This is a genomic window from Streptomyces sp. NPDC001770 (assembly GCF_053596135.1).
The window spans coordinates 281738-301215 of the sequence record NZ_JBSFFN010000005.1 but is presented as its reverse complement, the minus strand read 5'-3'; the positions used below and the strand labels follow the sequence as shown (position 1 = coordinate 301215).

14 protein-coding genes are annotated in these 19478 nt (G+C 71.9%); 6 read left to right on the top strand and 8 right to left on the bottom strand.

Annotation, left to right across the window (positions count from 1 at the left end):
* Positions 1-29 precede the first annotated feature (29 nt).
* A complete protein-coding gene (locus ACWCSV_RS07785; RefSeq protein ID WP_451139543.1) occupies positions 30-1058 on the bottom strand; it encodes an LLM class flavin-dependent oxidoreductase in 1029 nt (342 codons plus the stop codon).
* Positions 1059-1222: 164 nt separating this feature from the next.
* On the opposite strand from ACWCSV_RS07785, the gene ACWCSV_RS07780 reads away from it, so the two are divergent.
* Complete coding sequence (locus ACWCSV_RS07780) at positions 1223-1891, top strand: TetR/AcrR family transcriptional regulator (protein ID WP_451139541.1); 669 nt, start codon at positions 1223-1225, stop codon at positions 1889-1891.
* Positions 1892-1966: 75 nt separating this feature from the next.
* Here ACWCSV_RS07780 and ACWCSV_RS07775 read toward each other — a convergent pair whose 3' ends face one another.
* The 4 genes from ACWCSV_RS07775 to ACWCSV_RS07760 all read right to left on the bottom strand — a co-directional run bounded on the left by ACWCSV_RS07775 (position 1967) and on the right by ACWCSV_RS07760 (position 8847).
* Positions 1967-4189 (bottom strand): NADP-dependent isocitrate dehydrogenase, encoded by a 2223-nt coding sequence (locus ACWCSV_RS07775; RefSeq protein ID WP_451139539.1) that lies wholly within the window; start codon positions 4187-4189, stop codon positions 1967-1969.
* Between the two features lie 164 nt (positions 4190-4353).
* On the bottom strand, positions 4354-5946 hold the full coding sequence (locus tag ACWCSV_RS07770; RefSeq protein WP_451139537.1) for an NCS1 family nucleobase:cation symporter-1: 1593 nt from the start codon (positions 5944-5946) through the stop codon (positions 4354-4356).
* 229 nt (positions 5947-6175) lie between these two features.
* Positions 6176-7177 carry a TIGR03842 family LLM class F420-dependent oxidoreductase gene (locus tag ACWCSV_RS07765; RefSeq protein ID WP_451139535.1) on the bottom strand — a complete coding sequence of 334 codons (1002 nt, stop codon included), beginning with the start codon at positions 7175-7177 and terminating at the stop codon, positions 6176-6178.
* A gap of 344 nt (positions 7178-7521) precedes the next feature.
* The gene (locus tag ACWCSV_RS07760; protein ID WP_451139533.1) at positions 7522-8847 is read right to left on the bottom strand and encodes a hypothetical protein; all 1326 of its coding nucleotides are present in this window, start codon (positions 8845-8847) and stop codon (positions 7522-7524) included.
* 447 nt (positions 8848-9294) lie between these two features.
* Here ACWCSV_RS07760 and ACWCSV_RS07755 point away from each other — a divergent pair, with 447 nt between their 5' ends.
* From ACWCSV_RS07755 to ACWCSV_RS07735, 5 genes are all read left to right on the top strand, one after another.
* Positions 9295-10284 (top strand): ArsR/SmtB family transcription factor, encoded by a 990-nt coding sequence (locus ACWCSV_RS07755; RefSeq protein ID WP_451139531.1) that lies wholly within the window; start codon positions 9295-9297, stop codon positions 10282-10284.
* A gap of 147 nt (positions 10285-10431) precedes the next feature.
* On the top strand, positions 10432-11274 hold the full coding sequence (gene nadE, locus ACWCSV_RS07750) for an ammonia-dependent NAD(+) synthetase (RefSeq protein ID WP_451139529.1): 843 nt from the start codon (positions 10432-10434) through the stop codon (positions 11272-11274).
* A gap of 266 nt (positions 11275-11540) precedes the next feature.
* The gene (locus ACWCSV_RS07745; protein ID WP_451139527.1) at positions 11541-12440 is read left to right on the top strand and encodes an ABC transporter ATP-binding protein; all 900 of its coding nucleotides are present in this window, start codon (positions 11541-11543) and stop codon (positions 12438-12440) included.
* Positions 12437-13423: an ABC transporter substrate-binding protein gene (locus ACWCSV_RS07740; protein WP_451139525.1), complete on the top strand. Its 987-nt coding sequence runs from the start codon at positions 12437-12439 to the stop codon at positions 13421-13423. The genes ACWCSV_RS07745 and ACWCSV_RS07740 overlap by 4 nt, the downstream gene beginning before the upstream one ends.
* Before the next feature lie 6 nt (positions 13424-13429).
* Complete coding sequence (locus ACWCSV_RS07735; RefSeq protein WP_451139523.1) at positions 13430-15496, top strand: iron ABC transporter permease; 2067 nt, start codon at positions 13430-13432, stop codon at positions 15494-15496.
* Positions 15497-15567: 71 nt separating this feature from the next.
* Here ACWCSV_RS07735 and hydA read toward each other — a convergent pair whose 3' ends face one another.
* The 3 genes from hydA to ACWCSV_RS07720 all read right to left on the bottom strand — a co-directional run bounded on the left by hydA (position 15568) and on the right by ACWCSV_RS07720 (position 19264).
* Positions 15568-16965 (bottom strand): dihydropyrimidinase, encoded by a 1398-nt coding sequence (gene hydA, locus ACWCSV_RS07730; protein WP_451139521.1) that lies wholly within the window; start codon positions 16963-16965, stop codon positions 15568-15570.
* A gap of 176 nt (positions 16966-17141) precedes the next feature.
* Complete coding sequence (locus ACWCSV_RS07725) at positions 17142-18425, bottom strand: aspartate aminotransferase family protein (protein WP_451139519.1); 1284 nt, start codon at positions 18423-18425, stop codon at positions 17142-17144.
* Entirely contained in the window at positions 18422-19264 is an 843-nt protein-coding gene (locus ACWCSV_RS07720) for a nitrilase-related carbon-nitrogen hydrolase (protein ID WP_451139517.1), read from the bottom strand. The genes ACWCSV_RS07725 and ACWCSV_RS07720 overlap by 4 nt, the downstream gene beginning before the upstream one ends.
* Between the last annotated feature and the right edge of the window lie 214 nt (positions 19265-19478).

Here is a 19478-nt window from a genome sequence, read left to right as displayed (position 1 = left end):
GGGCGGCCGCGGAGCGCCCCCGCGACGCCTCACCCCGTCGGCTTCCACCCCAGCGCGGGCCCGAGGACGGTCGCCATGTCGTGGAGGATCTGGACGTAGTCCTCGTGCTCGAAGCTGAACGGCAGGGCGAAAGCGACCTCGTCGACCTCCTGGAACGCGACGTGGGCGTGGAGCTGTTCGGCGAGCTGCTGCGAGGTGCCCACGAGGTCGGGGGCGAACATCATGCGCGCGGGTCCCTGCGGGGCGGTGGTACGCGGTGCCCGGCTCCGGGCGTACTCCTCGTACTTGGCGCGTTGTGCGGGGGTGGCGGAGTCGGTGGGGATGACCACGAGCCCCTGGGAGACGCGGGCCAGGTCGCCGTCCGGGTGGTGGGCGCGGAAGGCCCGGATGTGGGAGAGCTGGATCTCGGCGAAGTCCGCCGACGCACCGGCGTCCTCCGCCTTCACCACGCTGCTCGTCAGCAGGTTCATCCCGTTCTCGCCGGCCCACCGGGCGGAGGGGAGGCTGCCGGCGCCGTACCACATGCGGTCGCGGAGGCCCGGGGCGTGGGGTTCGACGCGGTCGGAGAACACCTCGATCCCCTCGGTGCCGCTGAAGGCGGTGGCCCGTTCGCCGCTTACGAAGTCGAGCAGCCGGCGTACCCGTTCGTGGCTGAAGTCCTCGTCGGCGGCCGTGTCCGGGTAGAGGGCGTCCTTGACCCGGTCGAAGTGCATCGGCCGCCCCACGCTGACGCCCGGTTCCAGGCGGCCTCCCGAGAGGACGTCCACGGTCGCCAGGTCCTCGGCGAGGCGGAGCGGGTTCTCCCAGCCCAGCGGGATGACGGCGGTACCGAGGTGGATGCGGCTGGTGCGCTGGGTGGCCGCGGCCAGCACGGCCATCGGGGAGGAGATGCCGTACTGGAGGTGACGGTGCCTCACCCAGGCGCTGTCGAAGCCGAGTTGCTCGCCCAGTTCGATGATGCGCAGAGTCGACTCGTGGCCGGGGCGCGGGTCCGCGCCGTCGAACAGGCCGATCGTGAGGAACCCGAGCCTGCGCAGCGGTTTCGAGGTGGGCGGCACGCGTTCCTCCGTCGTCGGTCACGGCTTCCTGCCGGGCGGCTGGGCCGTGCCCATTCTGGCAGGCGGGGCCGGGCGAAAGATGGCGGCAGTGTTGCGGGATCGATCTCCCGCCCGCTGAACGGCCGGTGTTGGTCGCCGCCGGTGGCGGGGGTACGTTGCAGGGCATGATTCGCCCGAAGGTGGACATGGCCGATATTCGGGTCCTGCGCAGCAGGCGCAAGCTGCGGGAGGCCGTTCTGCTGCTGGCCGCCGCGCGGCCCATCGAGTCGGTGTCGGTCGCGGACGTGACCCGTACCGCTGGACTCAACCGCACGACCTTCTACAACCATGCGAGCAGCCCCGCGGACGCCCTGGAGCAGGCGCTCGTCGGTGATCTCGACGCCATGCGCCGCATGCTCACCGAGAACGCCGCGGACCGCTCCCTGCCCTTCGACCGGGTGTGGGAGGAGATCGCGTGGGACTTCCTCGACTGGTTCGAGCGGTACGAGGACATTTTCACCACGGGGCTGCTCGACGGGCGGAGCCCCGTACTCACCCGTCTGCTGAGCCGCCACTTCACCGCGTCGGTCGTCTCGCTGCTCGACGCCCGGCCCTCGCTGGTGCCGCCCGGTCCGGCCTGGGACGAGCCGGCGCTCACCGCGTACAGCCGCTTCTTGGGGTTCGGCATCATCGGCGTGCTCCAGACGTGGCTGGAGACCGCCCCACCACGCGATCCGGACGCGCTCGCCCGGATCCTCCTCCGCGTCCTGCCGGAGTGGCTGGCCCGCCCGGCACAGCCACCGGGGCCTCCCGGACCACAAGGTCCCGGACATGCCTCCGCCCCGGCCGGGTGACCCCTGGCCGGGGCGGAGGCGTACGTGCGGTGGGCGGTGCGAGCGGCGGGGCGCGCACTCACCCGGGCAACCGGATCAGGCGAGGGTCGCGATCGCCTGGTTGAAGGTCGCCGAAGGGCGCATGACGGCGGCGGCCTTCTCCGGGTCGGGCTGGTAGTAGCCACCGATGTCGACCGGGGAGCCCTGCACCGCGTTCAGCTCGGCGACGATGGTGTCCGCCTGCTCGGTGAGGGTCTTGGCCAGCGGCGCGAACGCCTCGGCGAGCTGGGCGTCGTCGGTCTGCGCGGCCAGTTCCTGCGCCCAGTACAGGGAGAGGAAGAAGTGGCTGCCGCGGTTGTCGATGCCGCCGAGCTTGCGGCTCGGGGACTTGTCCTCGTTCAGGAACGTGCCGGTGGCGCGGTCCAGGGTGTCGCCAAGGACCTGGGCGCGGGCGTTGCCGGTGGTCTGGGCGAGGTGCTCGAAGCTGACGGCCAGGGCGAGGAACTCACCGAGGCTGTCCCAGCGGAGGTAGTCCTCCTTGACGAGCTGCTGCACGTGCTTCGGGGCCGAGCCGCCGGCGCCCGTCTCGAAGAGGCCGCCGCCGTTCATCAGGGGGACCACGGAGAGCATCTTGGCGCTGGTGCCCAGCTCCAGGATCGGGAAGAGGTCCGTGAGGTAGTCGCGGAGGACGTTGCCGGTCACCGAGATGGTGTCCTCGCCGCGGCGGATGCGCTCCAGCGAGAAGGCGGTGGCCTCCTCCGGCGACTTGATGGAGATGTCCAGGCCGTCCGTGTCGTGGTCGGCGAGGTAGGTCTTCACCTTGGCGATGAGGTTGGCGTCGTGCGCGCGGGTCTCGTCCAGCCAGAACACGGCCGGGACGCCGGTGGCACGGGCGCGGGTGACGGCCAGCTTGACCCAGTCCTGGATCGGCAGGTCCTTGGTCTGGCACATGCGGAAGATGTCGCCGGCGCCGACGGTCTGCTCCAGGACGACGTCGCCCTTGGTGTCGACCACGCGGACGGTGCCGGTGACCGGGATCTCGAAGGTCTTGTCGTGGCTGCCGTACTCCTCGGCCTTCTGTGCCATCAGACCGACGTTCGGCACGGAGCCCATGGTCGACGGGTTGAAGGCGCCGTTGGCGCGGCAGTCGTCGATGACGACCTGGTAGACACCGGCGTAGCTGCTGTCGGGCAGCACGGCGAGGGTGTCGGCCTCGTTGCCGTCCGGGCCCCACATGTGGCCGGAGGTGCGGATCATGGCCGGCATGGAGGCGTCGACGATGACGTCGCTGGGGACGTGCAGGTTGGTGATGCCCTTGTCGGAGTCGACCATCGCGAGGGCCGGGCCCTCGGCGAGCTCGGCCTCGAAGGAGGCCTTGATCTCGGCGCCGCCCTCGGGCAGGGAGTCCAGGCCCTTCAGGATGCCGCCGAGGCCGTCGTTCGGGGTGAGGCCGGCCGCCGCGAGCACGTCGCCGTACTTGGCGAAGGTGTTCGGGAAGAAGGCGCGGACCACGTGGCCGAAGATGATCGGGTCGGAGACCTTCATCATGGTGGCCTTGAGGTGCACCGAGAAGAGGACGCCCTCGGACTTGGCGCGGGCGACCTGCGCGGTGAAGAACTCGCGCAGCGCGGCGACGCGCATGACGGCGGCGTCGACGACCTCGCCGGCCAGGACCGGGACGGAGTCGCGCAGCACGGTGGTGGAGCCGTCGTCACCGACGAGCTCGATGCGGAGCGAGCCGTCCTCGGCGATCACGGCGGACTTCTCGGTGGAGCGGAAGTCGTCGACGCCCATGGTGGCGACGTTCGTCTTCGAGTCGGCCGTCCAGGCACCCATGCGGTGCGGGTGGGCCTTGGCGTAGTTCTTGACCGACGCGGGGGCGCGGCGGTCGGAGTTGCCCTCGCGCAGGACGGGGTTGACCGCGCTGCCCTTGACCTTGTCGTACCGGGCGCGGACATCCTTGTCCTCGTCGGTCTGCGGGTCGTCCGGGTAGTCCGGGAGGGCGTAGCCCTGCGCCTGGAGCTCGGCCACGGCGGCCTTGAGCTGCGGGATCGAGGCCGAGATGTTCGGCAGCTTGATGATGTTGGCGCCCGGCGTCCTGGCCAGCTCGCCCAGCTCGGCGAGCGCGTCATCGATACGCTGGTCGGCCGTGAGGCGCTCCGGGAAGCTGGCGATGATCCGGCCCGCGAGGGAGATGTCGCGGCGCTCGACCGTGACACCGGCGGTCGAGGCGTAGGCCTCGACGACGGGCAGGAACGAGTACGTCGCCAGGGCAGGGGCCTCGTCGGTGTGCGTATAGATGATGGTCGAGTCAGTCACCGGGTGCTCCGCTCCACGTCTGCAACATTGCTTGACATCAAGATATCTCGTGACCGGTCCGGTCTCCACAAGGGACCCCGTACCCGCGCGCTCACGCCCTGGTCCGCCCGGTGGCGGAGGCCGGATCCTGTGGGGTGGACCCGGCCTCCGGCGGCTGTTCCCGGTCAGGCCTCCGGGGCGGTCTTCACACCGCTGAGCAGGGAGTACAGCACGAGCGACGAGGTGAGGCCGACCGCCCAGCCGTAGTCGGCGAGGGGCTTGAGGAAGGGCACGATCCCGTCCTCGGGGAAGGGGCCCGCGCCGGGTGCGGAGTGCGAGCCGCCGACCGCGAGGAGGCCGCCGGCGAGGAAGGCGGCGACGGCCCTCCCGTTCCATCCGCCCCGGTACCAGTAGCGCCCGCCCGGCTCGTACAGGTCCGGCAGGTCGAGCACCGTGCGGCGGACGTACCAGTAGTCGGCGATGAGGATGCCCGCCACCGTACCGAGCAGGCCGCCCACCAGGCCGAGCCAGGTGTAGATGTACAGCTCGGGCGTCTCGGTGAGCTTCCACGGCATCATCAGCACGCCGACGACGCCGGTGACGAGCGCGCCGGTGCGGAAGCCGATCAGCTTCGGTACGACGTTGGCGAGGTCGTACGCGGGCGAGACGACGTTGGCCGCGATGTTCACGGAGAGGGTGGCGACGAGCACGGTCACCAGGCCGAAGAGGAGCCCGAAGACGTTGTCGGTCTTCGAGACGAGCTGGACCGGGTCCCAGATCGCCTCCCCGTACACGGCCTGCGAGCCGGAGGTGACGAGGACGGAGAGCAGGGCGAAGAACGTCATGGTGGTCGGCAGGCCGAGGGTCTGCCCCCGGACCTGGGCGCTCTGGCCCGCGCCGAAGCGGGTGAAGTCGGGGATGTTGAGGGAGAGGGTGGACCAGAAGCCGATCATGCCCATCAGGGACGGGAAGAAGACCGGCCAGAAGTCGCTCCCCCAGCCGAGTTCGGAGGGCTGGTCCAGCAGCGGCCCGAATCCTCCGGCCTTCACCGCGATCCAGACCAGCAGCACCACCGCACCGACGATCACGAAGGGTGCGGCCCAGCTCTCGAACCGGCGCAGGGTCTCCATACCCCGGTAAATGATGGCGAGTTCGAGGGCCCAGAAGAGGACGAAGCAGAGCCAGAGCGTCCACGGCCGGCCGCCGACGGTGGAGGCGCCTGCCCAGCCCCCGAAGATCTTGCCGAGGAGCGTGAAGACCCCCACCCCGCCGATCCAGGTCTGGATGCCGAACCACGCGCAGGCGACGGCCGCCCGGATCAGGGCCGGCAGGTTGGCGCCCCGCAGCCCGAAGGAGGCGCGGGCCAGCACGGGGAACGGGATGCCGTACTTGGGCCCGGCGTGCCCGGTCAGCAGCATCGGCAGCAGCACGATCACGTTGGCCAGCGCGATGGTGAGGACGGCCTGCTTCCAGTCCATGCCGAGGGCCACGAGCCCGGAGGCGAGCAGCCAGGACGGGATGTTGTGCGCCATCCCGATCCAGAGGGCGGCGAAGTTGTACGTGGTCCAGGTGCGCCGTTCCAGGGGAACGGGGAGCAGGTCCTCGTTGACGAAGGACGGGTGGCCGGGCACCTCACCCGGGGCGAGGGCGACCCGCCCGGAGGGGTCGGCGCCGGTGCCCGCGGGCGCTTCGCCCGGCGGTGCGGGCGACGACGGCGGAACGGGCGGGGTCGGTGGGGTGGACGGGTTCGGAGGGGTGGGCGGGGTGGTTGCTGTCATGCGGCTGGACCCTTCGCTCGGGAGTGGTGCCGTGCGGGGCGCGGACGGGACCCCGGCCCGGCTGCGGTGCCGGGCCCGGGACGCGCGTACAGCCGGTGCGGGTGCGCGAGGCGGCGGGGGCGGGAGGGTGCGAGGGGGCAGGGACGGGAGGGTGCGGGTGCGAGGGGGCGGGGCGCGAGGGTGCAGTCTGCGGTACGGGTGTGGGCCGGGGTCCCGCCGGGGCAGGGGGTCAGCCGGCGAGGGCGGGGATGACCGTCGATCCGTAGGCGTCGATGGTGGCCTCGCGGGCGTCGTGCATGTTGTAGACGGCGAACTGGTCGACGCCGAGGTCGCGCAGGGCCCGGAGCTTCTCGATGTGCGCCTCGGCGGGGCCGAGCAGGCAGAACCGGTCGACGATCTCGTCGGGCACGAAGGCGGTGTCCGGGTTTCCGCTGCGGCCGTGGTGGCTGTAGTCGTAACCGGAGCGCCCGGCGATGTACGCGGTGAGGGCCTCGGGCACCAGGCCGGAGTGCTCGCCGTACCGGGAGACCAGGTCGGCGACGTGGTTGCCGACCATGCCGCCGAACCAGCGGCACTGCTCGCGCGCGTGGCCGAGATCGTCGCCCACGTAGGCCGGGGCGGCGACGCAGATGGTGACGGAGTCGGGGTCGCGGCCCGCGTCCGCCGCGGCCTTCCGTACCGCCTTGATCATCCACTCGGTGAGGAACGGGTCCGCGAGCTGGAGGATGAACCCGTCGGCCTTCTGCCCGGCGAGGGCCAGCGCCTTGGGCCCGTAGGCGGCCATCCACACCGGCAGCCGGCCGTCCTTCACCCACGGGATGCGGATCCGCTGCCCGTCGACGGACGTCTCGCGCCCCTCGGCGAGGTCGCGGATGGCATCGATGGCCTCGCCGAGCCGGGCGAGCGTGTTGGGCCGGCGGCCCGCGACCCGCATCGCGGAGTCGCCCCGGCCGATGCCGCAGACGGTCCGGTTGCCGTACATGTCGTTCAGGGTGGCGAAGGTGGAGGCGGTGACCTCCCAGGTACGGGTGCCGGGGTTGGTGACCATCGGGCCGACGATCAGCCGCTCGGTGTGTTCGAGGATGCGGCTGTAGATGACGAAGGGCTCCTGCCAGAGCACCGCCGAGTCGAAGGTCCAGCCGTACCGGAACCCGTTGCGTTCGGCGCGGCGCATCAGGCCGACGACGGACGAGGCGGGCGGGTCGGTCTGGAGTACGAGTCCGAAGTCCATGTCGCTGCTCCTGGTCCAGTGCGCGAAGGGTGGCGCGCGGGGCGGACGGCCGCGGCCGCCCCGGCCGTTGAACTTCCGTCCGTTGCAGGCTGGTTCGCCCGACAGGGGCACCGAGGGCATACTGCCCGCGAGTGACGTTCTCCGGCGGAATCCTTCCATATCGGACCGTGCCGGACCCTGTACGACGGCGCCTCGGACGCGAGTGGCGGAGCGATGATTCTGGACCGCGATCGGCACCTTGGGAAGAGGGGGCCGGGAGGTGCCGTCACCCGGTGCCGGTACGTGCGGGTGGTGCGGCCCGTACCGCACCACCCGCACGTCCCCGGCAGTCCGGGGCGCCGCCCTCAGCAGTTCGGGACGCCGGGGAGCCAGCTGGCGGCGTTGTCGATGAAGATGTTGGAGATGTAGCCGCCGTAGTCCGGCAGGTAGGACCATGCGTCGTTGCTGTACCCGCCGGACTGGACGAGCTGCCCGTGCACCTGGCACTGCACCCGTACCGTCGTGGGCCCGGCGAGCTGGGCGACCCGGGTGGAGGTGCTGGTGGCCTGCTGGCGGATGTTGACGTCGGTACCCCAGGTCGGGAAGGACTTGGTCGCGGCACCGGCGCCGGTCCACAGGTATTCGACGGTGACGTAGCCGTTGTTGTTGAGGCCGATGTTGTAGAAGGTGCCGTCGGCGAGGTCGATGCCGGCCGGGTTCAGCACCGTGCGGCCGGACCCGTCCAGGCCGCCGTTGTAGCCCTCCAGGTAGGCGGCCTGCGCCTCGGGCTTGCCCTGCGGGAGGTCCTTGAAGGACTCGCGGGCGGAGGAGAGGTTCCAGTAGTCGTCCTTGGTGTTCCACGGGCCGACGTCCCACACCGGGGCCGTCTCGCAGCGGGCGGGGCCGCAGACCTTGACCGAGTACTGGGCGCTGCCCTTCGGGGAGAGCCCGCGCCGGGACGGCAGGGCCACGAAGTGGTCGCTGGCGACGATCACGTGCCCGTTGGCGGTGGTGCCGCCCACCAGACCCTCGCGGGTCGCGTACACGGTCGACGTGACGGACGCGGCCGCCATGACGGACCGGGGCGCGTCGGGGTCGAGTTCGGCGCTCAGGGACAGGGCGCGGACGCTCGGCGCGGCACCGTCGGGGGCGGCGACCAGCACGATACGGGTCTGTACCCGGGTGACGGCCCGGGGCAGCAGGGCGGGTGCGTCCTCGCTCGCCTCCCTCCATTCGGTCCACCGGCCCAGACCGTCCTGCCCGCGCACGTCGACCACCACCTGCGATCCGGCGGGGAGGGTGACGTCGACGTCCGGGGTGATCCGGTCGACGGCGCGGTCGAGTTGGCGTACGGGGAGGAGGACCGCGCCCTGACCGCGCGGGGAGCGCGCGGAGGCCGGCCTTACGTTGCGGTCGCGCAGCCGCAGCGTGCCGTCGGCACGGCTGACGTTGGTCTCGTCGCCGGTGGGCGCGGAGAGGTCCGCCCGCCAGCTGACGCTCCCGAGCGGGGCGTCGCCCGGGGCGGCGTCGCGGGCGGCGGCGGGGCCGGCGGCGAGCGAGAGAGCGGCGACGGCCAGCAGGGAGACGGCGGCGGCCGGCCCTCGGCGGACGAGGGACGCGACGCGGCGGCGTCCCGGTGCGCGGCGTGGGGGCACGGGCAGGACGGGGCGGGGTCTTGGGTCACGGCGCACGGTGCGCCTCCTTCTCGGTGGGGGCGGGGAAGGACTCGCGGGCGGTGGGTACGCCCGGGAGGGTGGTGCCGGACAGGTGGCGACAGGCGGACAGTGCCGGACAGGTGGTGCCAGTGGTGCTGGTGGTTCCGGGGAACGACGGACGCGGACAACGGCGACCGGACCGGCGGCCGGGACCCGGGAGGCGCTTTCGACGAGGCCCGGGCGCACCGGGCCCACGGCCTGGTGACGACGTGACACGTGACCGCCACGGTGATGCGGCCGGGGCCGCCGCGCAAGCCATTCGTTCCTGGTCGAAGGAGGCCCTCGCCCCCTTGCCGCCGGAGCGGGACCCCGTTACCTTCCGACTTCCTGACATGAATGCGTCAGATCCGCAATGCGCGTAGAGTTCCGCCCGGGCGGGCGCCGCCGGACGCCCGTGACCGCCGGGGGTGCGCCGTGCTACGGGTGGAGTTCACGCACCAGGAACTGGCCCGCTTGCGCCTGGCCCCCGACGTGGACCCGCTCTGGGAAACCGCGCTGAGCCTGCATCTGCTCCAGAACCGCCAGGCGCCCCTCGTGTTCGGGGCATGGCGCCGCGAGGTGGCCGAGGCCCTGCGGCGGTCCGGGCTCACCCCTGCGGCCCGCGCCCTGATCCGGCTCTGCCCGGACCGCTCGTACTTCCCCGACTTCCTGACCCCCGGTCGCGGGGAGACCGACCTCGACGCCGGCCTCGAACGGCTGCTCTCCACCCCCCGGCACCGCCTGCGCGCCGAACTCACCCGGCTGTACGCGCACACCGGCCGCCCCGTCCCGGCCACCGTGCGCCCCCTGGCCGACGGCCGCCCCCGGGCCCTGCGCCACCTCGCCTCCGCCCTGCGCGCCTACCACCGGGTGGCCGTCGCGCCCTACCTCGGCGTCATCCGCGAGCAGGCGGCGGCCGACCGGACCGCCCGCGCCGAAGCCGTCCTCACCCATGGGGCGGAGGGCCTCCTCATCGGGTACGACGAGCTGCCCGGGTGGCGCTACCGGGACCGCGAGCTGCGCGCCCCGTATCCACGGGACCGCGAACTGGCCTTACGAGGACGTGCGTTGACCCTGCTCCCCGCCTTCTTCTGCGTCCGTTCCCCGATCACCCTCGCGGACGAGGAGCTGCCCCCGGTGCTCGTCCACCCGCTCTCCCCCGCGCCCGGCTGGCTCGAACGCCGGCGCCAGGGCGGCGACGCCCCGGCGGCGCAGCTCATCGGCGCCTCCCGCGCCGAACTGCTGCGGATACTTGACCGCCCGATGACCACGATGGACCTCGCCGCGGCGCTCCGGCTCGCACCGTCGACCGCCAGCAGGCACGCCACCGTCCTGCGGGAGGCGGGGCTGCTCCTCTCCCAGCGCCAGGGCGTGCGCGTGCTCCACCACCGGACCCGGCTGGGCCGGGCGGTACTGGAGGGAGCGCTGCGGTGAGGCGGGGGCAGCCCCGTACGGAAACCCGGCACAACCGCCTGATCCACACCGTCACCCCTGTGACCTGCGGAACACCCGGACGCGAGGGTGGTGCGGCGCGACCGTGCCGACTTCTCCCCGTAACAGAGCGGCCAGTACAGTACGGGAATGGTGACCCTCAGGGAGCAGATTATCGCCGACCTCGGCGTCAGGACGGCAGTGGAACCGAAGGTGGAGATCCGGCAGCGGGTCGACTTCCTCAAGGACTACCTGCGGTCGACCCCGGCCAAGGGCTACGTGCTCGGGATCAGCGGCGGGCAGGACAGCACGCTGACCGGCAAGTTGTGCCAGCTCGCGGCCGAGGAGCTGCGGGCCGAGGGGCACGAGGCCACCTTCCTCGCGGTGCGGCTGCCGTACGGCGTGCAGGCCGACGAGCACGACGCGCAGATCGCGCTGGAGTTCATCCGCCCGGACCGGTCGGTCGCGGTGAACGTCAAGCCGGGCGCGGACACCGTGGCCGGCGAGGTCGCGGTCGCGCTGGCCCAGCTGCCGGAAGGGGAGCCGGAGCTGCGGGACTTCGTACGCGGCAACGTCAAGGCACGTGAGCGCATGGTGATCCAGTACGCGCTCGCGGGCCAGCTGGGGCTGCTCGTCGTGGGCACCGACCACGCGGCCGAGGCGGTGACCGGCTTCTTCACCAAGTACGGCGACGGAGGGGTCGACCTCACCCCGCTCACCGGGCTGACCAAGCGTCAGGGCGCTGCCCTGCTGCGGGAGTTGGGCGCTCCGCAGAGCACCTGGGAGAAGGTCCCGACGGCGGACCTGGAGGACGGCCGCCCCGCGCTGCCGGACGAGGTGGCGCTCGGCCTGAAGTACGCCGAGATCGACGACTATCTGGAGGGCGCGGAGGTCGCCCCCGGAGTCGCGGCGCGACTGGAGTCGGTCTACCTGGCGTCCCGCCACAAGCGCACCGTCCCGGCCACCCCGCTCGACGACTGGTGGAAGAACTGACCGGTCACGGGCACTGACCGCGCACCACCGCACACCTCACGGAGCGCCAGGCCCTTCGGCCCTCTCGGACCTCCGAACGAAGCCCGGCCGCCGACCGCAGCAGCATCGGCCGCCGGGCTTCGCGCTGCCCGGACGCGGGCGGCGGCCTCGCACCGCCCGCACCCGGCGGCGCGGGACATCGCCGCCGCACCACCGGCCCCATCGAGGCCATTCTGTGACCAGGGGTGATGTTCCCACTCATCTAAGGGCAGGCTAACCTAAGCCGCATGAAAGCTGGTGAGAGCATTTCCGGCACGGCGTACGCCCCTTCGGCGGCCGGCGTGCCACAGACGCGCGGTCACGGACTGTCCGCGGACGCGGTGACCGTCGCCTACGGCCGTACGGACGTCGTGCACGCGGCGAGCCTCGACCTGCGGCCGGCCGAGGTGACCGCCCTCGTGGGCCCCAACGGAAGCGGCAAGTCGACGCTGCTGCGTACTCTCGCCCGGCTCCAGAACGCGCGCGGCGGCTCGCTCACCGTGGACGCCGGCACCGACGGGGCCACCGACGGCTTCGCGCTCGGCGCCCGCGAATTCGCGCGGTGCGTCGCGCTGCTGACGCAGTCCCGGTCCACTCCGGGCGGCCTCAGCGTGCGGGACGTGGTCGAGTTCGGCCGGTACCCGCACCGGGGCCGCTGGGGCCGTCCGGACCCGGACGGCTCCGCCGCGGTGGACCGCGCCCTCGCCCTCACCGGCGTCGAGGACCTCGCCGGGCGGGGCGTCGAACAGCTCTCCGGCGGGCAGCTCCAGCGCGTGTGGCTGGCGAGCTGCCTGGCGCAGGAGACGGGCGTCCTGCTCCTGGACGAGCCGACCACCTACCTCGACCTCCGCTACCAGGTCGAACTCCTCGACCTGATGCGTGACCTCGCCGACCTCCACGGCATCGCCGTGGGTGTCGTCCTCCACGACCTCGACCAGGCGGCGTCCGTCGCCGACCGGGTCGCTCTGCTCCACGCGGGACGCGTCGTCGCCGACGGCGCGCCCGAGGACGTGTTCACACCGGAGCTGCTGTCCGACGTCTACGGCATCCGTATCGACGTCGACACCGATCCGTCGACCGGCAGGCTGCGCACCCGTGCGATAGGCCGCCACCACTCCAGATCCGAAAGGCTCAGCACCTCCTCATGAAGCGTCACCTCCTCGCCGCGGCCACCGTCGCCGTCGCCGCCCTCTCGCTGACCGCCTGCGGCACCTCGGAGCCGTCCACCGACGACTCCGCCGCCTCGGCGAAGCCCGCGTCCCAGAAGATCACCGTCACCGACGCGACCGGCACCAAGGTGACCCTCGACGGTCCCGCCACCAAGGTCGTCACCACCGAGTGGAACGTGACCGAGGACCTGGTCGCACTCGGCGTCGCCCCCGTGGGCGTGGCGGACGTGAAGGGGTACGCCGCGTGGGACACCGCGGCCCCGCTGACCGGCAGCCCGAAGGACATCGGCACCCGCGGCGAGCCGAGCATGGACACGGTCGCGGCCCTCGCACCGGACCTCGTGGTCGCCACCGACGACCTCTCCCCCGACGTGGTGGCGCAGCTGCGCAAGGTCGCCCCGGTCATCCAGGTGACCTCCGCCGACGGTGCCGACCAGGTCGGCACGATGACCAAGGGTCTCGACCTCATCGCGCAGGCCACCGGCAGGACCGCCGAGGCCGACACGGTGAAGAAGGAGTTCGAGGCGAACATCGCCAAGAACAAGAAGGTTCTGGAGGACGCCGGTCTCGGTGGCGCCTCGATCGCCTCCGCCGACGGTTACGTCGACGCCAACCAGGTCTCCGTCCGCGCCTTCACCGGCAAGTCGCTGCTGGGCGCGATGAACGAGCAGCTCGGTCTGAAGAACGCCTGGAAGGTGGAGGGCGACAAGGCGTACGGCCTCGCGACCACCGACGTCGAGGGTCTCACCAAGCTCGGTGACGTCCACTTCACCTACGTCGCCAACGACGTGGACGGCGACGCGTTCGCCGACAACCTCTCGAAGAACGCGGTCTGGAAGTCGCTCCCGTTCGTCAAGGACGGCAACGTGCACCGGCTGCCCGACGGCGTCTGGATGTTCGGCGGCCCCCGCTCGATGGAGGCGTACGCCGACTCCCTCGTCGACGCCCTGACGAAGAAGTAGCGCGCCATGGCCGTCATCGACAACACCGCGGTCGGCCGTGACCGCACCGCCGCGGTCACGACGGGTGCGGTCGCGGTGACGGCCGGGCTCGTGCTGCTCGTCCTGGTCCTCGCCGTCGTCGACATCACCCAGGGCACCGCGGACGTCGGCGCGTCCCAGGTCTGGGACGCGCTCCTCGGCCGGGCCGACGCCGGGGACTCCTCCGTCGTCATCGCGTCCCGGCTGCCGCGCATGGTCGCCGGCATCCTCGTCGGGCTGGCGCTCGGCGCGGCCGGTACCGCCCTCCAGGCCGTCAGCCGCAACGTCCTCGCCGCGCCGGACACCCTGGCGGTGAACGCCGGTTCGTACCTGGCGCTCGGCGTGGTCGCCGTCACCGGCGTCTCGCTGCCGTTCCTCGCCTCCTCGGGCGCCGCGTTCGTCGGCGGGCTCGCCGCCGCGGCCGTGGTGCTCGGGCTCTCCGGGCTGGGCAAGGGGACGGTGCGTCTGGTCCTCGCGGGCAGTGCGCTGATGCTGGGTCTGAACGCGGTGACCGAGGCGCTGCTGCTGCTCTTCCCCCAGCGGACCGAGGGTCTCTACCGGTGGGGGCAGGGCGGCATCGGGCAGAACGGGTTCGACGGCGTCCAGCAGATGATCCCCTTCGTCGTGGTGGGGCTCGTCGGGCTGCTGCTCGTCGCCCGCCGGGTCGACGCGCTGGGCCTGGGCGACGACGCCGCCCGGGGGCTGGGCGTGCCCGTCCGGGGCACCCGGATCACCGCGGTCGTCCTCGCCACGCTGCTCTCCGCGGCGGCCGTCACGCTCGCCGGGCCCATCGGGTTCGTCGGCCTCTGCGCCCCCGCCCTGGTACGCCCCCTGGCCCGCCGGTTCCGCGGTCTCGTACGGTTCCGTGTCCAGATGCCCGTCGCCGGGCTGATGGGCGCCGCGCTGATCCTCGGCGCGGACGTGCTGCTGCGCGCGCTCGTCCCCGCGGACCTGGCCGTGGAGGTGCCCACGGGCGTCGTCACGACCGTGGTGGGCGGTGTCTTCCTGGTCGTGATGGCACTCCGTACCCGGGACACCGCCTCGGCCGAGGCGCCGGACCGGCTGCGGATACCCGGCCGGACGGCGTACCTGGTCACCGTGGTCGCGCTCGTCGTGGTGCTGGTCGGTGTGGTCGTCGTGGCGGTGCTCGTCGGCGACGCGAAGCTGTTGCTCGGCGATGTCGTGAACTGGGCGCAGGGCAAGTCCGGACGGGTCGTCACGTACGTCCTGGACACCCGGGTCCCCCGGGTGCTGGCCGCCCTGCTGGCGGGCGCGGCGCTGGCCCTGTCCGGCACCCAGGTGCAGGCGGTGACCCGCAACCCGCTCGCGGAGCCGGGCATCCTCGGTGTCACCGGCGGCGCCGGGCTCGGTGCCGTGCTGATCGTCACCACCGTGACCGCCGCGAGTTCCTGGCTGATCGCCGGAGCGGCCTTCGCGGGTGCGGCGGTCGCCTCCGGGCTGGTCTTCGGGCTGGCGGCGCGGGGCGGTTTCGGGCAGAACCGGCTGGTCCTGCTCGGGATGGGGGTGTTCGCGACCACCACGGCACTGATCAGTCTGGTCATCGTGCTCAGCGACCCGTTCGACACGACGCGTGCCCTCACCTGGCTCTCCGGCTCCACCTACGGCCGCAACTGGCCCGACGTGCTGCCGGTCGCGGTGGTGCTCGCGGTGGGTCTGGTGTGGTCGGTGGTACGCCGCCGCGAACTCGATCTCGTCGCGCTGGACGAGAACACCCCGAGGCTCCTCGGGCTGCACCTCACCCGGGCGCGCCTCGGTTTCCTCGTGATGTCGGTACTGCTGGCCGCGAGCGCGGTCGCCGCGGCGGGTCTCATCGGCTTCGTCGGCCTGGTCGCCCCGCACGCGGCGCGCGCGCTGGTCGGCCGGCGCCACGCGCGGGTCGTCCCGGTCGCGGTGCTGCTCGGTGCGGTCCTGGTCTGTCTCGCGGACATGGCCGGCCGTACGGTGATCGCCCCGGCGCAGCTCGGCGCGGGCCTGATGACGGCCGTCATCGGCGCCCCGTACTTCCTCTACCTGCTGGTCCGTACCCGCCGCTGAACCGCGTACGTACGTCGGACGCTCCGCCCGGACACCGTACCCGGCGGGGCGTTCGTGCGTCCCGGCCGCTCTCAGCGGGCGAACTGGCAGACACCGCGGGGCAGATAGGTGCCGTGCCCGGCGTGTCCGACGTACGCGTGGTTGTCGATCACCGGGACGCCGCGCGAGATCACGGTCTCCACCCGGCCCGTCAGACGTTTGCCCTCGTAGGCCGAGTAGTCGACGTTCATGTGGTGGGTCGCGGCCGAGATCGTCTGCTCGGCGTGCGGGTCGTAGATGACGATGTCGGCGTCGGAGCCGGGGGCGATGGTGCCCTTCTTCGGGTACAGCCCGAACATCCGGGCCGGGGTGGCGCAGGCGATCTCGATCCAGCGGCGGAGGCCGATGTGGCCGTCGACGACGGACTGGTGGAGCAGGTCCATCCGGTTCTCGACGCCGGGCATGCCGTTGGGGATCTTGGAGAAGTCGTCGCGGCCCAGCTCCTTCTGCCCCTTGAAGCAGAACGGGCAGTGGTCGGTGGAGACGACCTGGAGGTCGTTGGTCCGCAGCCCGCGCCAGAGCGCCGCCTGGTGCTCCTTGGGGCGCAGTGGGGTGGAGCAGACGTACTTGGCGCCCTCGAAGTCGGGTTCGGCGAGGTTGTCCGTCGACAGGAAGAGGTACTGCGGACAGGTCTCGCCGAACACCGGGTGGCCCTCGTCCCGGGCGCGCGCGATCTCGGCGAGGGCCTCCTGCGCGGAGACGTGGACGACGTAGAGGGGCGCCCCGGCGACCTGGCTGAGCCTGATCACCCGGTGGGTGGCCTCCGCTTCGAGCAGTGCCTTGCGGACCTCGCCGTGGTAGCGGGGGTCCCGTTCGCCTCGGGCGAGCGCCTGTTCGACCAGTACGTCGATGGCGAGACCGTTCTCGGCATGGGCCATCACCAGTCCGCCGTTGGAGCCCGCGCGCTGCATGGCCCTCAGGATCTGGCCGTCGTCGGAGTAGAAGACCCCCGGGTAGGCGGTGAAGAGCTTGAACGAGGTGACGCCGGCCGAGACGAGCTGGTCCATCTCCTTGAGCGAGGAGGCGTTCACGTCGGACATGATCATGTGGAAGCCATAGTCGATCGCGCACTTCCCCTCGGCCTTCTCGTGCCAGGCGTCGAGTCCGGCCTTGAGCGATCCGCCCCTGGACTGGATGGCGAAGTCCACGATGGTCGTGGTGCCGCCCCAGGCGGCGGCCAGGGTTCCGGTCTCGAAGGTGTCCGAGGCGTACGTGCCGCCGAACGGCATCTCCATGTGGGTGTGGGCGTCCACCCCGCCCGGGATGACGTACTTCCCGGTGGCGTCGATCCTCCGCCCGGTCCAGCCCTCGGCCGTGTCGCTGCCGTGGGCGGCGAGTGCGACGACCCGTCCCCCCTCGATCAGCACATCGGCGTGGATCTCGTCGGACGCGGTGACGACCAGACCGCCGTGGATCACGGTGCGGCTCATATGCCTCTCCTCGCTGTGCCGGGAAGGGACCGGACCCACGGGGACGGGACCCGGTGCGTGGTGAAGAAGGGGGCGGAGGCGACGTGCGGGAGCCGTCTCCTCATCGGGCGGAGGCGACGTGCGGGAGCCGTCTCCGGGCCGGGCGGCGGGTCACGTCACGACCCGCCGCCGTCCGGTCAGCCGGCCGCGCGCAGGGCCTCGCCCAGGATCGACGCGCCCTCCTCCGCCTCGGCGACGGAGAGGGAGAGCGGCGGGGCGATCCGCAGCACGCTGGTGCTGTGCCCGCCGCCCTTGCCGATGAGCAGCCCGCCCTCGCGCGCCGCCTCCAGGACGGCCGCGGCGGCCTCCGGGTTCGCCCGGTCGGTGCCGGGCTCGGCCAGTTCGATCCCGATCATGAGTCCGCGCCCGCGCACCTCGCGTACCGAGGGCACGCGTACGGCGAGGGCCCGCAGGCGTTCGATGAGCAGTCCGCCGACCCGGCGGGCGTTGCCCTGGAGGTCGTGGTCGAGGAGGTACGTGAGGTTGGCCAGGCCGGCCGCCATGGTGACGGGTGAACCACCGAACGTGGAGATGGAGTTGGCGTCCAGGCAGTTCATCACCTCGGCGCGGGCCACGACTCCGCCGATGGACATGCCGTTGCCGATGCCCTTGGCGAAGGTGAGGATGTCCGGCGGGCCGTTCTCCGCGTGTGCCTGCCAGCCCCAGAAGTGGTCGCCGGTACGGCCCCAGCCGGTCTGCACCTCGTCGGAGATCCACAGCACGCCGTGCCGGTCGAGCACCTCGCGGAAGGCGGCGTAGAGGCCGTCCGGCGGCGAGGTGAAGCCGCCGACCCCCTGGATCGGCTCGGCGATCAGCGCTGCGGGCCCGCGGGTGTGCCCGAGCAGGTCCTCCAGGTCGCGTACGCACGCGCGGGTGAACTCGGCGTCGGTCAGCTCCGCGTAGGGCCCCCGGGTGCGCACCCCGCCGTGCACGTACAGGGTCTGGAGCGGGGAGAGGCTGGTGGGCGACCAGCCCCTGTTGCCGGTGACGGAGACCGTCGAGAACGATCGGCCGTGGTAGCTGTTGCGCATCGCGAGGATCTGGTTGGACCCCCGGAACGTGGTGGCGAGCAGCAGGGCCGTGTCGTTGGCCTCGGTGCCGGAGGTGGTGAAGAAGACGCGCGCGTCGGGAATGCCCGAGAGGGTGGCGACGCGTTCGGCGAGGTCCACCAACGGGCGGTTGAGGTAGAGCGTGGAGGAGTGGACGATCCGCCCTGCCTGCTCGCTGACCGCCTTCGTCACCTCGGGGAGCGCGTGCGCGGTCATCGTGGTGAGGATGCCGCCGAAGAAGTCCAGGTAGCGGTTGCCGTCCGCGTCCCAGACGTGCCGCCCCTCGCCGTGGGTGATCTCCAGGGGCCGCTCGTAGTAGAGGGTGAGCCAGTCGGGGCTGACGGCGCGGTGGCGCGCGTGGAGGCCGGTCACGGCTCCACCAGCCCGTCATAGGCGTCCGGGCGGCGGTCGCGGTAGAACGCCCACTGGTTGCGGACTTCCTCGATCAGGTCGAAGTCCAGGTCCCTGACGAGGAGTTCCTCCTCCTTGTCACTGGCGACGTCGCCGACGAACCGGCCGCGCGGGTCGACGAAGTAACTGGTGCCGTAGAAGTCGTTGTCGCCGTACTCCTCCCGGCCGACCCGGTTGATCGCGGCGATGAAGTACTCGTTGGCGACGGCCGAGGCGGGCTGCTCCAACTGCCAGAGGTAGCTGGAGAGTCCGCGCGAAGTGGCGGACGGGTTGTACACCAACTGGGCTCCGTTGAGTCCGAGCTGGCGCCACCCTTCAGGGAAGTGCCGGTCGTAGCAGATGTAGACGCCCACCTTGCCGACCGCCGTGTCGAAGACGGGCCAGCCTGCGTTCCCGGGCTTGAAGTAGTACTTCTCCCAGAACCCCTTGACCTGCGGGATGTGGTGCTTGCGGTACTTGCCGAGGTACGAGCCGTCGGCGTCGATCACCGCGGCGGTGTTGTAGTAGAAGCCCGACTGCTCGATCTCGAAGACCGGCACCACGATGACCATGCCGGTCTCGCGGGCCAGGTCCTGCATCCGGGAGACCGTGGGGCCGTCCGGTACGGGTTCCGCCCAGCGGTAGTGCTCCGGCTCCTGCACCTGGCAGAAGTACGGGGCGTTGAAGACCTCCTGGAAACCAATGATCTTCGCCCCCTGCCGGGCGGCCTCGCGCGCGTGCTCCTCATGTTTGGCGATCATGGATTCGGCGTCGCCCGTCCAGGTCGCCTGGACGAGTGCGGCGCGAACGACGTGGGACATGAGCTGCTCCTTCGACGCGACGTCAGAGCCTCTACGCGTTTTCTACGCGGGTGGACACGGAAGGTAGGAGGAGAACGTAAGCCCCTCCCCACGGCGGGGCAAGACCGTCGCCGTGAACCGGCCGAGTCGATCACGTTTCGCGCCCGAGGCGTGCGCAGCCCCGCCGGGACACGCCGGAAGCAGCCCGTACGGGCCCGTACCGGCCGTGCGTGAC